The organism is Paenibacillus sp. FSL H8-0168 (assembly GCF_038592955.1).
In the GTDB taxonomy this organism is placed as follows: domain Bacteria; phylum Bacillota; class Bacilli; order Paenibacillales; family Paenibacillaceae; genus Paenibacillus; species Paenibacillus polymyxa_B.
In genome coordinates this window covers 835728-847954 of sequence record NZ_CP151948.1, presented here as the reverse complement: position 1 = coordinate 847954, position 12227 = coordinate 835728, and the positions used below count along the sequence as shown (strand labels likewise).

Below are 12227 nucleotides of genomic sequence, written 5' to 3'. Positions count from 1 at the left end.
CATCACATCTCCTTATATTCGACAATCACAAAAGCAGAGGCAATGTTAGGCTGATGTGTAATACTCAAGTGAATGCTGTAATTCGAGTCACCTGTAGACGGCAATCTCAGTCTATCCCACGCGGATGAAGACAAATAAACGGCTGGCTTCCCCCCAGGTTCCGGTAAAATATCCATATCGCCGAACCCGATGATTTGCCCAATTCCGCAGCCGAAGGCTTTCGTTATCGCTTCCTTGGCGGCAAAGCGCCCTGCTACGAACTCCGTTAGTCTACCCTTGCGTTCCACAGCAAGCTCACGTTCTGCTGGGGTCAGCACCCGATTCAAAAACGCATCTGCATATTTACCTGCCAAAATATGAGCCATACGGCTTATTTCCAGCACATCATGTCCAATTCCGTAGATCATTTGGGTATTCCCCGTCCTTTTTACTTTACTGGATCTATTGTAACAGTGCGTCCACACCCTGGCGAGTCACAAAGGCGTAAAAGCGGCACCAAAATATGTTAAAATAAGAAAGGCTATAGGTGAATGTTTTGAAATTCAGCTCATATGCCCATTGTAAAAAATTTCCGTTGAAAGGAAGGATAGGATGTCAGAAACCATTATTGTTGAAGCAGGTACCGAAGCAGGAACAGATGCGGTGATCCGGGCTTCCTGGTTTCCCTCTAAAAATACAGCCAAAAGCCTGCTCATCATCGCTCACGGCTACAAAGGATTCAAGGATTGGGGCATGTTCCCCTATATAGCAGAAGCATTGAGTATGGATAACCATGTTGTGACCTTCAACTTTTCGCATAATGGCATAGGTGAGGATCTAGAGAATTTTACCGAGCTGGAAAAGTTCGCACGCAACACCTATAGCCGCGAACAAGAGGATTTGGAACTATTGCTGTCCAATCTGAGAGCACGTCATGAGTTCAGAGAATTGCCGTTGTTTCTGTTAGGACATAGCCGAGGCGCGGGAAGCTGCTTTGTATATGCTCTGGATCATCCCGGCGAGATTGCTGGCGTCATTTCATGGAATGGCGTGACAGATCTTGATTTGTTTACTTTACCGCAAAAAGAAGAAATGCGCGCCAAAGGGCGCAGCTATGTGGAGAACGCTAGAACAGGACAACAGCTTCCGCTGGATGCTGTCATTCTGGAAGACCTGGAACAAAATCGCCAGCGTTTTGCCATTGTAGACAGACTTGCCAACAGCCAGCTCCCAGCTGTACTGATCCAGGGAACCGAAGATTCCAAACGTCTACGGGAAGGCTCTGCCCTGCTCACATCCGTTCGTCCCGACATCGAATGGGTACAAATTCAAGGCGGCAATCATACCTTTAATACCGTTCATCCATTCCAGGGAGGTAGCCTTCCACTGGACCAAGCGATTACTGAAACCCGCCGCTTCATTGAGTGGATCACCAATTAAATTATTGCCCCTTCAATACAAACGGCGATCCGCCGGGCGGATCGCCGCATTTATTTACTTCAGGATTTTACAATTCCATAAGATTAATGCTTACACTCCTGGGATGCTTGTCCGCTTATGCGCTGTACGTGTAAAGAAGCTTTCCAGCTTTTCGCGTGCCGCCGGGTCAATTTCCTTGCCTTCCAGGTAGTCGCTGTTTGCTTCGTAGGAGATCCCCAGTTCTTTTTCATCCGTCTGGCCTTCCCACAATCCTGCTGTAGGCGCTTTGTCCAAAATGGCCTGCGGAACTCCAAGATAGCTGGCTAGCAAGCGCACCTGACGTTTGTTAAGCGTACTAAGTGGCGTAATATCGACTGCACCATCGCCCCATTTGGTATAAAAGCCTGTGATGGCTTCTGAAGCGTGATCTGTGCCAACGACGAGCAGATTCAGCTCATTCGCGAGTGCGTACTGAACCACCATACGTGTTCTTGCCTTTACATTCCCTCTCACTTGCGGAGTAATGGAACGCTCCAGACCGATATCCTTTAACGTATGCTCTACTTCCACGGCAACCTTGTCCACGGCTTCCTTAATGTTCGTTTCCCCAGCATATTTCAGGTCGAACGCTTTGGCTACCGCGTAGCTATGCTCGATATCTTCCTGTTGGCCGTATGGCTGGAATACACCCAGTGTTTTGTATTCGTCCCCTTGTTCCTGCGTCAATTCATCTGTAGCCCGCTTGCACAAAGCGGCTGCTACTGCACTATCAATCCCGCCACTGATGGCGATTAACAGCCCTTTGCTTCCCGTTTTCGTTACATACGACTTGAGGAAATCCACACGCTTACGGACCTCCGCCTCTACATTAATCGTAGGCTGTACTCCCAATTCAGCAATAATCTGTTCCTGCAAACTCATCAGATAAGCACCTCTTTTTTAGGAATTTCCTTCACAAGCCAACATGCAAAAGCCCCGGCAAGTTTCGCAGGCGAAAAATGCGGGGCATAGCTTGAGCAGTCTTACCGGCAAAAACGATCAAATGCACTGGTCAAATCAGCAGCGATCTGATCTGCCGAACGATCCTCCACCTGATGACGCTCGATGAAGTGAACCAGCTCGCCGTCTTTCAACAGCGCGATGGAAGGGGAAGACGGTGGGTAAGGTGCGAAAAATTCGCGAGCCTTTGCCGTTGCTTCCTTGTCCTGTCCGGCAAAAACCGAATACAGATGATCTGGCGTAATATCATGCTTCAACGCTTCAGCCACACCCGGACGGCATTGGCCTGCGGCACAACCACATACCGAGTTCACAACAACCAGCACTGTCCCTTTGGCATTAGGCAGCTTGGCCTCCACATCTTCAGAAGTACGCAGTTCCTGAATCCCAAGATTCGTCAGTTCATCGCGCATTGGCTGAACTGAATCTCTCATATATTGATCGAAAGACATAGACATATTCTTTCACTCCTTTTCCAAAAATCATGTATACTACGTTTCTAATTTCATCCTTTGCCGTAGTAAAGGCATGGACATCTAAACTTCATTATACAATCTTTTTCACGTAATTTGCAAAAATCCGGCTATATATTTGCACGATTATTTCTGTATAGAATTTATGACAGGAGGTTCAGCATGATCCCGGTAAGTCGGGACGGTTCTGCGCAATCGGACTTTAAACTGCGTGCCCATTCCCTCCACCGAGTCTACGGCAATCGTACCGTGATGACGCTCCACTATACTTTGACATAAGGCCAGCCCCAAACCTGTACCTTTCGTTTTGGTAGTGTAAAAAGGTTGGAACAGCTTTTCAAGCTGTTTTTGCGGAATTCCCGGACCTGTGTCCTTTACTTCGAGTTCCACGAAATCCCCTTCCTCATGAGTCGAAATGGTCAGCACCCCCTTTTCCCCCATAGCTTCCATCGCATTACGTGATAAATTAAGCAGCAACTGCTTCATTTCCTTAGGGTTCAAATGCAGCATCGTCACATGTTCCTCCAGCTTTAGCTCAATCGTCTGCCCCCTCAGATTCGCATCTGCCCACAATAAAGGCGTCAGTTCGCGAATGATATCATGCAGATGACATTGCTCTTTCTCGACAATCCGATTCTGGGCCAGTGAAAGGAAATCGTTAATAATTCCGTTCGCCCGATCGAGTTCCTCCATCACAATGCGGTAGTAATGGTTGAGAGATTCTGGACTTTTCTCACGCATAAGCTGTAAAAACCCACGCACAACCGCCATCGGATTACGTATTTCATGTGTAATACCCGCTGCCATCTGTCCGACCAGACTGAGCCTCTCGAAATTGCCTAGCTCACTGCGCAGCGTCTCCAGCTCTGTAATATCTTGCAAGGCGATAATGACGCCTGTCGTTTGGTTTACATGTTTATCACGAATAGGAAGGAAACTTGAGAAGAATACTTTGGGAGTAACATTTATAAAATCAGCACCCGCCTCTCCTTCCAACGCCTTTGCAACTCGTTCGTTAACCACAGGCAAAGAGCTAAAACCATATAACGAGGTCAATGGACGGCCTACTACCTCAGGCAGTGTAATGTAGGGATCGAAGTCCTGGTAGAGTTCCAGCATCGTTTTGTTCATATGTATAACTCGTTCTTCGCTGTCCAGAGTAACAAGAGATAACGGCATCAAATCCATAACTTGACGCAGCTTATCCACTTCAATTAAGTATTTGCTCGTAAATTCAGTCACATCACGCCGCAGCGCCAGCTTCTCAAAGGCATTATGCATCAGACTCACGACCGTAAAACTTGCCAGCACACCTGCACCAATATTCCAGAACGTTGTAAGTAAGTCAGGAATGTATACCGAAATATCCTGTTTGCCCCACAGTAGCGGAAATATCGCCTTAAACAGCATATCAGCCACAACATATGCGGAGATTAGGAGTTTTTTATCCAACAAAGTTCCTCTTTGAAAAAACTTGACATGCAGCAGCATAAAAGGAAAAAGAATAAAACCCGTGCCCACATACATCGGGGACATTTCTGTCGACTGGGCTATAATCAGGACACCCATCAGTGCGGAAGCGGCGAGCACGAAGGCAGTGCGACGTCTACCGTACATGATGCCAACAGCAAGGGGAATAATACCGAGATTGGAAGGTAGACCATACGGAGACTGATATTGAAAGAGTGTACATAGCAATATGGCTGGCAAGCAACACAGATACAGTATTCCTTGATTAGGTCCAGGAAGCAGATTGCCGCCCCAAACCTTTTTCTTATCCCCATAATCCGTTAATATAGAGAAAAAACCCGCCGATATAACGGCAAGGAGAACTTGGAGCACACTTTCCTTCAACGCAATTAACAAGGACTTCTCCCCCTCATCATCTTTCCTTGACGCCGTTAGTTGAATTAAAGCACAGGCTACAATATATTACAATATATGTGTTAAAATCCCGGTGTAGAACGACAAAATCTGCTAAATACCAGATGTATATAAATGGATCGTTTTTACGTGTTATAAATTCCTGAAAATTGAAATATATACGTATTTACTGCGTTCTAAGGCTATCTAAAGCGACGGTATTACGATATGATGAAAAATCGGTTACACCATTCTGAATTTTTTGAAAATTTGTCGACGAAAAGGAAGAGGTCTATGACTTACGACGTTATTGTGATCGGAGGCGGCTCAGCTGGATTAATGGCTGCTGCCGCTGCCAGCGGTGAGGGCGCCAAGGTGCTTTTAGTGGAAAAGGGAAATAAGCTCGGGCGAAAGCTGGGGATCTCTGGTGGAGGCCGTTGCAATGTCACGAATGCCAAAGAGCTGGACGAACTCATTCGGCACATTCCCGGCAATGGCCGTTTTCTGCACAGTGCACTGGCGGCTTTCGGCAATCGGGATATCATCGCCTTTTTTGAACAGCTGGGTATAGCCTTAAAGGAGGAAGACAATGGGCGTATGTTTCCAGTGACGGACAAAGCCAAAACAGTTGTCGATGCTTTGATCAACAAGGTACGCTCTCAAGGAGTCGAGATTCGGACAAGCTGTCCTGTTCAAGAGGTTATTTACAATGAAGGTCATACGGCTGGGGTGCGGCTGCGTTCCGGTGAAATCCTACATAGCCGTAATGTCATTGTAGCCGTTGGCGGCAAATCCGTCCCACATACAGGCTCGGAAGGTGACGGCTATGCATGGGCAGAACAAGCAGGGCATACGATTACGGAACTGTACCCAACAGAGGTGCCGTTGACCTCAGGCGAGACGTTCATCCAGACGAAAGAGCTTCAGGGACTATCCTTACGCGATATCAGTCTGACCGTATGGAATGCGAAGCAAAAAAAAGTTGTCGTCCATGAAGGAGATATGATTTTTACACATTTCGGTCTATCTGGCCCAACTGCTTTGCGGTGCAGTCAGTTTGTCGTCAAGGGAATGAAAAAGGATAAGGTAAACACGGTGTTGTTGACTCTGGATTTACTGCCTCACAAACATGCCGATGAAGTCTACCGTGAGACGCTGGAATTGGCATCGGTCGATGCTAAAAAAGCGATCAAAAATGTGCTTAAGCCTTATTTACCGGAACGCTTGATTCCATTGTTGCTCCAGCAAGCCGAACTGCGTGAGGACTTGACCTATGATCATATTCCCAAGCAGCAATGGCAAGAACTTGCTCATCGCATTAAGGCGTTTCCAATCCGTGTGAACGGTACGCTCTCTCTGAAGGAAGCATTTGTTACCGGGGGCGGTGTGAATTTGAAGGAAATTAATCCGAAAACGATGGAGTCCAAGCTGATGCCTGGATTGTTCTTCTGCGGTGAGATTCTCGATATTCACGGTTACACAGGTGGTTATAATATTACAGCGGCGTTTACGACAGGGCATACAGCAGGAACGCAAGCGGCTTTAAACGTGATGCTGTAGGAGTGGGAGACACTACGCGTAGGCTTTGATCTTATGATCGCTGTCGCTTCTCCAGATTCAAATCCTCCGCTGCGCTGCAACCGCCATTACATCCGCATTCTTATAGGAAAAGTAGGAAGGAAATCAAAAAGACTTAAATCAGTTGTATTGCTGATTTAAGTCTTTTTTTGAGTAATCGCGTATTGAACAAGATCCATCTTGTTTTGACGTTTGCCGCTATTCCTAAACCTCAATAATGATAGGTAAAATCATGGGTCTTCTCTTGGTCTGACTGTAAATAAACCGGCCAACATCATCTTTTAACATCTGCTTAATCAGTCCCCACTGACTCATTTCGATCTCTGTTAACTCGTTCACTGTAGACATAATCGTGTCGTGGATCTGACTCATGAGCTCTTCGGAATCCTTAACATATACAAAGCCTCTTGAAATGACCTCTGGCGTTGCGAGCATTTGCTTCTCGTTTTTGCTCAACGTCATCACAATAATCAGCATTCCGTCTGAAGAAAGCTTTTTACGGTCTCGTAGTACAATATTACCTACGTCCCCTGTTACCAACCCGTCTACCAAGCTATTGCCGGCTGCTACTTTGGGCCCCAGGGATGCCCTTCCCTCTTCGATTTGAACAGTGTCACCGTTATGGACGATAAATACATTCTCCATCGGAATCCCCACAGACTCCGCTAGCTGACGATGCTGATACAACATCCTGAATTCACCGTGTATGGGAATCAAATACTCAGGTTTCATCAGGGTCATCATTAATTTTAATTCTTCCTGGCTGCCATGACCGGATACGTGCATCCCCGTGGAGCTGCCTGATCCATAAATAACCTGGGCACCTAGCACATACAAGTTATCAATGACCTGGGAAAGGTTTCGCTCATTCCCCGGTATGGCTCCCGCAGCAATGATGACCGTATCACCAGGCAAAATTTCGATTTTGGGATGCAGGGAATTGGCTAAACGTGACAATGCGGCCATCGGCTCTCCCTGGCTTCCGGTACATAAAACTGCAATTTCTTCTGCGGGAAACCGCTCTGTTTCCCCCGCCTCAATCAACAAGTCCTCAGGCATGTGCAAGAAGCCCAGCTCCTTGGCCACCGAAACCACATTTATCATACTGCGTCCGAGTAAAACCAGTTTGCGACCTGTTTCCACAGCCGCGTCAATGACTTGTTGGACACGGTTCACATTGGATGCAAATGTAGAAATAAATACTTGCTGTTTGGCTCTGGCGAAAGCATCCAAAATATGTCCGCCAACCAAACGTTCTGAAGGGGTAAATCCCGGTCTTTCCGCATTTGTACTTTCGGAGAGCAGCACTTTTACCCCCTTCTTTCCTATTTCAGCCATTCGATGAAGATCGGGAAAAGGTCCGCTTACGGGAGACATATCGAATTTGAAATCCCCGGTATGGACCACATTGCCTTCCGGTGTCTGAAAAAAGACACCCAGGCAATCCGGAATACTGTGGACCGTGGTGAAAAAGGAGGCCTGAATCGTTCCCGCTTGAACGGTTGAATCTGCATCTATAAGATGAAGCTCAGCATCACGTAAAAGATTGTGCTCCCTTAACTTAATCTTAATTAATTCGATGGTGAGCTTTGTCCCATAAACAGGCATATTAATCTGCTTCAGCAGATAGGGAATACCTCCGATGTGATCCTCATGCCCATGAGTCACAATGAGTGCCCTGACTTTATCCTGATTTTCCAGCAGATAGGTGACATCGGGCACAATAAGGTCAATACCAGGCAAGTTCTCATCAGGAAACTTGGAGCCACAATCGATAACGACAATATCCTGATCGTATTGGATGAAATACATGTTTTTCCCGATTTCATTAACACCGCCTAGAGCAGCAATGAGTAATCTATTATCAGCATGCATCAAATTTTATTTCCTCCTTAGGAAAATGCTATCCATATTATTCATTTTTCACGTAAACTTATGCACAAAAAGAAACCCTTGTCTCTAAAAGACAGGGGCTCTCACTTGATTTATTAGATACCCACCGCAGCCGAAATCGCAGCAAAAATAGCAGCAACTAACCACAGGATGGGGAATAGCTTGAAGATTACCTTCAGCCACTGTCCAAAGCTGATCCGGGCAATGGCCAATCCCGCCAGCAGTACTCCGCCTGTCGGTGAAATGAGATTGGTTAACCCGTTACCGAATTGGTACGCTGTGACTACTGCTTCACGATTGATACCTACAAGATCGCCAAGGGGTGCAAGTACAGGCATTGTTAGTGCAGCTTCCCCCGAAGAAGATGGAACCAGGAAAGTAATAATATTGTGTGCAACCAACATAATGGTGGTGAACAAGTAACTTGGCAATCCTTCCAGAATGCTTGCGAGTGCATTCAATACGGTATCGATGATCATACCCTGTTCGGCGATGATCAGAATTCCGCGGGCGAGACCTATGATCACTGCAGCGTAGATGAATTCTCCACACCCTTTTACAAAATTCTCAGCTATTTCCTTCTGGCTCATTTTAGTAACTACTCCGACAAAAAGACCGAGTGCGAAGAAAAGGGCGCCGATTTCAGTCATATACCAGCCTTTGGCCAAAATTCCCCAGACAATTGCTCCACGCGTTACAATAAATCCACCTATAATTAATTTGTCCCGAAACGTGAAGACGACGTCCTCACCTGTATTTTCTTTTATAAACTGCTCGCGATTTATAATATCACTCTGAAAAACAATGGATTTCTCCGGATTTCTCTTAACCCGGTGCGCATACCACATCGTAAAGGCAATAGAAATCATAGTAAATACAAGCCATTCAATAAATCTCAGCCAAAGCTGAGGATTCCCCTCTACTCCTGCGATCCCCTGGGCGATCAATACTGAAAATGGATTAACAGTCGAACCAACATAGCCAATTTGCGTTCCCAGAAATAGAATGAGAATAGCAGTCATAGAATCGAAGCCTAGGGCAAACATTAATGGAATAAAAATCGCATAAAGCGGAATAATTTCTTCGCTCATCCCAAAGGTAGAGCCTCCGAGACTGAATATAACCATGGCAATTGGAATAAGCAGAATCCCCTTATTCTTCAGCTGCCTGGCAAGAGCTGTCAGGGCACGGTCAATGGCTCCCGTCTGCAGTATAATCCCGAAGGAGCCGCCCACAATAAGGACAAAAGAGACCACATCGGCGGCATTGATAATCCCCTCAATAGGAGCGCTTAGGATTTGGGGGAGTCCTTGTCTTAAATCACCGTTCTCACCCGTTTTGGGTACAGTGTGATAGGTTCCCGAAACGATCGCGGTTTTGGTCACACCGTTCACTGTAACTTCATGCCGGTCAAATTGTCCGCTGGGTACAATCCATGTCAATGCGGCGACTGTAATAATAATCAAAAATATTAAGGTATAGCTATGGGGCAAGGATAATTTCCATTTCTTTTTCTCGATGTTCATGCTTATCCCTCATTCCAAGAATGGTTATAAGTAACCTTCCCTCCCATAATGGTCAGTATCACTTGGGCATCTCTGATATCACCAGCGGATGCATTAAGAAGGTTGCGGTCAAAAACGGCGATGTCAGCATATTTTCCAGCCTCCAGCGTGCCTGTGACCTCTTCCATATAACAATGTCTGGCTCCATTAATGGTCCATGCTTTTAAAACTTCGGATGGCGGCATCCCACGATCGGGATACCAGCCTCCAGCAGGTGATCCGTCCGGAAATAACCGATGAGAAGCTGAGTACAGTGAATCAGGAACACTCGTGATAAATAAAGGCAGATCAGTACCTATGGTGACCGGCACGTTAGCTTCCAGCATGGATTTATAATTATAAAAGCGGTTTTCATTGTCTTTTCCTACTACAGCAGACATATAAGCATCTTCGTAAGAAGGATTCAGCAGCAGTATTTGGGCATAGACTTCGGCAAAAATTTCGTTCTCTCCCATTCTTGTCAGATCATCTGGATGAGGATACTCTAGATCACTAATAGAATGTCCGATAAGGTTATTACCTTGTTGTTCGCGGCATTTTTCAATTATGGATACCGCTTGGCGAATCGCAGCATCACCTTCTGCAGTTAAGCAGCATTTGATACCTTGGCTGTCCGCTTCCAGCACAGAGGCTTCAATCTTTTTGTAGTCAACCGTACTCAAAGTCGTTACTCCGGGCATATCTGCGTAAGGTTCCAGCATGTCCCCCGTATGATCTGCTACGACGCCGTCAAGCATCAGCTTGTATCCTTGGAAACGAATAAGGTCTCCATTATAAAGTGCTTTATACTTCATACCGGTGGCAATATCCAACGGTTCAACAACGGGTTCAAGCGAGAAATGAAATCGGAGCGGCAGTTCTCCTGTTTCTTTCAATTCTTCTAGAATTGGCAGCAGCTCGCTATGCCGGTCAAAGCCAATATCTTTTATGGAGGTAACTCCTCGTGCAGCTAGTATGCGGCAAAACTCCATAAACTCTTGTTTGACAAGGCTGTGATCCTTCATCATAGCTTGGAGCAGCAAAGCGCGTGCCTCAGCACTGCATTGATCCGGCAAAAATTGATATTTCTCCTGAGCCAGTCGGTTCATCCAGCAGTAGCTTTTATTTAGGTTAATGGCAATTACCGCCCGATCAGGGAACAACTCGTCCAACAAGCTTTGCTCAGGCAGCTTGCCCCATCCTTCCTCGCTCCAACCGTAAGCGGTTACATCTTTCCCTGGCGGAAGATTGTTTGCCGCTTGTAGCATGGATTCCATTGCTTCTTCAATCGAGTCTGCATGAGTCAAATCCACGCCTCGATGCATCGACATATATCCGGTAAAAAATACATGGTTGTCATGAACTCCTGGCATGATAAAAGCATCGCCCAAATCACAGACAACCGTTCCCGCTCCTATCCAAGCTTGTGCCTCCTCGGGACGACCCACAGCTGCAATACATTCTCCTCGCAGTGCAATAAACCCTGGCGAGGCTTCATTTTCTAAGCCATTAAAAATAGCATTTGACAGTAAAACTTTGTCCGCTAATGTGTCATTCTTCCCTTGCACAATTTCACCCCCTCATCATTCATCCGCCTCACTACATAACGTAATATAACGTTATAATATAGCCTCTGCTTCTCTTATGGAGTGGAAGCAGAAGCTGCGCCGTACCTGAATACATTTACATAACAGGCAACGGATTTAAATTGAGAATTGATAACGATCTCCAATGATGTACTGTTTACCTACATGAACGGGGCTTCCATGCTGATCATAAATAATCGTGTGCATGTAGAACAACGCCTGTCCGATGGCCGTCTCCAGCAGCTTTGCCTGGTATTCATCCGCCAAAGAGATTTGTAATATCGTCTCTCCTGGTTGGTTAGGATCAATGCTGTATTTATGACGCAACAGTTCGTATACAGAGCCCTCCAACTGCTCTTCCATTAGAAAAGAAAATCGGTCATAAGGATACAAATTATTCTCCAGCATTAGCGGTCGACCACCAGCGTATCTTTTGCGCTGAATATATAACACTTTTTCTCCTTGTTGCAGCTGCAACTGATGTGCAACTTCCTCATCTGCTTCTATGATTTCACGTTCTGTGACCACACTGTGTGAAGATAGGCCGTTGGATTTGCAGGCAGCCGTAAAGCTGATGACATGTTCAATCTTCCGCCCAATTTTGGGTACATTGACAAAGGTACCTTTTCCTTGACGTTTGGTCAGATAACCTTCATGAACCAATTCGGCAATGGCTTTTCTTACGGTAATTCGACTTACATTGTAGGTCTCGCTTAGCTCAGTTTCGGTCGGTATACGGCTTCCCTGCGTAAATGTTCCATTATGAATAGCAGTTTTGACCGCTTTTTGTAATTGAATATATAATGGCTCTGCTTGGTCCGAATTCAACATAATGTGCCCTCACTTGTCATATAACGTTATATTACTCCCACTTAGAGTATCAAATGTTACAT

At 46.0% G+C, this 12227-nt stretch carries 10 protein-coding genes; 2 read left to right on the top strand and 8 right to left on the bottom strand.

The window, feature by feature from the left end; translation table 11 throughout:
- Positions 1 to 2: 2 nt before the first annotated feature.
- Positions 3 to 407: a holo-ACP synthase gene (gene acpS / locus MHI21_RS03885; protein WP_069291092.1), complete on the bottom strand. Its 405-nt coding sequence runs from the start codon at positions 405 to 407 to the stop codon at positions 3 to 5.
- Between the two features lie 184 nt (positions 408 to 591).
- Here acpS and MHI21_RS03880 point away from each other — a divergent pair, with 184 nt between their 5' ends.
- Positions 592 to 1419: an alpha/beta fold hydrolase gene (locus MHI21_RS03880; RefSeq protein WP_342419475.1), complete on the top strand. Its 828-nt coding sequence runs from the start codon at positions 592 to 594 to the stop codon at positions 1417 to 1419.
- Between the two features lie 90 nt (positions 1420 to 1509).
- Here the strand turns inward: MHI21_RS03880 and nadE are convergent, their stop codons facing one another.
- The 3 genes from nadE to MHI21_RS03865 form a co-directional block, all read right to left on the bottom strand.
- Complete coding sequence (gene nadE, locus MHI21_RS03875) at positions 1510 to 2319, bottom strand: ammonia-dependent NAD(+) synthetase (protein ID WP_025722646.1); 810 nt, start codon at positions 2317 to 2319, stop codon at positions 1510 to 1512.
- A gap of 101 nt (positions 2320 to 2420) precedes the next feature.
- Entirely contained in the window at positions 2421 to 2855 is a 435-nt protein-coding gene (locus MHI21_RS03870) for a BrxA/BrxB family bacilliredoxin (RefSeq protein WP_013308727.1), read from the bottom strand.
- Positions 2856 to 2996: 141 nt separating this feature from the next.
- Positions 2997 to 4736 carry an ATP-binding protein gene (locus MHI21_RS03865; protein ID WP_342419474.1) on the bottom strand — a complete coding sequence of 580 codons (1740 nt, stop codon included), beginning with the start codon at positions 4734 to 4736 and terminating at the stop codon, positions 2997 to 2999.
- Positions 4737 to 5027: 291 nt separating this feature from the next.
- Here MHI21_RS03865 and MHI21_RS03860 point away from each other — a divergent pair, with 291 nt between their 5' ends.
- Positions 5028 to 6293 (top strand): NAD(P)/FAD-dependent oxidoreductase, encoded by a 1266-nt coding sequence (locus MHI21_RS03860; RefSeq protein WP_342419473.1) that lies wholly within the window; start codon positions 5028 to 5030, stop codon positions 6291 to 6293.
- A 222-nt stretch (positions 6294 to 6515) separates the two neighbouring features.
- Here MHI21_RS03860 and MHI21_RS03855 read toward each other — a convergent pair whose 3' ends face one another.
- From MHI21_RS03855 to MHI21_RS03840, 4 genes are all read right to left on the bottom strand, one after another.
- On the bottom strand, positions 6516 to 8186 hold the full coding sequence (locus tag MHI21_RS03855; RefSeq protein WP_103046986.1) for a ribonuclease J: 1671 nt from the start codon (positions 8184 to 8186) through the stop codon (positions 6516 to 6518).
- 113 nt (positions 8187 to 8299) lie between these two features.
- On the bottom strand, positions 8300 to 9730 hold the full coding sequence (locus MHI21_RS03850; protein WP_342419472.1) for a YfcC family protein: 1431 nt from the start codon (positions 9728 to 9730) through the stop codon (positions 8300 to 8302).
- Positions 9731 to 9732: 2 nt separating this feature from the next.
- On the bottom strand, positions 9733 to 11316 hold the full coding sequence (locus MHI21_RS03845; protein ID WP_342419471.1) for an amidohydrolase family protein: 1584 nt from the start codon (positions 11314 to 11316) through the stop codon (positions 9733 to 9735).
- Between the two features lie 135 nt (positions 11317 to 11451).
- Positions 11452 to 12165, bottom strand: a complete 714-nt coding sequence (locus MHI21_RS03840; RefSeq protein ID WP_342419470.1) for a GntR family transcriptional regulator — start codon at positions 12163 to 12165, stop codon at positions 11452 to 11454.
- Between the last annotated feature and the right edge of the window lie 62 nt (positions 12166 to 12227).

What these genes read in the sequence shown, in the direction of transcription:
- MHI21_RS03870 (WP_013308727.1), bottom strand. Translation starts at nt 2,855, where the DNA reads ATGTCTATGTCTTTCGATCAATATATGAGAGATTCAGTTCAGCCAATG.
- MHI21_RS03880 (WP_342419475.1), top strand. Translation starts at nt 592, where the DNA reads ATGTCAGAAACCATTATTGTTGAAGCAGGTACCGAAGCAGGAACAGAT.
- MHI21_RS03850 (WP_342419472.1), bottom strand. Translation starts at nt 9,730, where the DNA reads ATGAACATCGAGAAAAAGAAATGGAAATTATCCTTGCCCCATAGCTAT.
- nadE (WP_025722646.1), bottom strand. Translation starts at nt 2,319, where the DNA reads ATGAGTTTGCAGGAACAGATTATTGCTGAATTGGGAGTACAGCCTACG.
- MHI21_RS03855 (WP_103046986.1), bottom strand. Translation starts at nt 8,186, where the DNA reads ATGCATGCTGATAATAGATTACTCATTGCTGCTCTAGGCGGTGTTAAT.
- acpS (WP_069291092.1), bottom strand. Translation starts at nt 407, where the DNA reads ATGATCTACGGAATTGGACATGATGTGCTGGAAATAAGCCGTATGGCT.
- MHI21_RS03860 (WP_342419473.1), top strand. Translation starts at nt 5,028, where the DNA reads ATGACTTACGACGTTATTGTGATCGGAGGCGGCTCAGCTGGATTAATG.
- MHI21_RS03840 (WP_342419470.1), bottom strand. Translation starts at nt 12,165, where the DNA reads ATGTTGAATTCGGACCAAGCAGAGCCATTATATATTCAATTACAAAAA.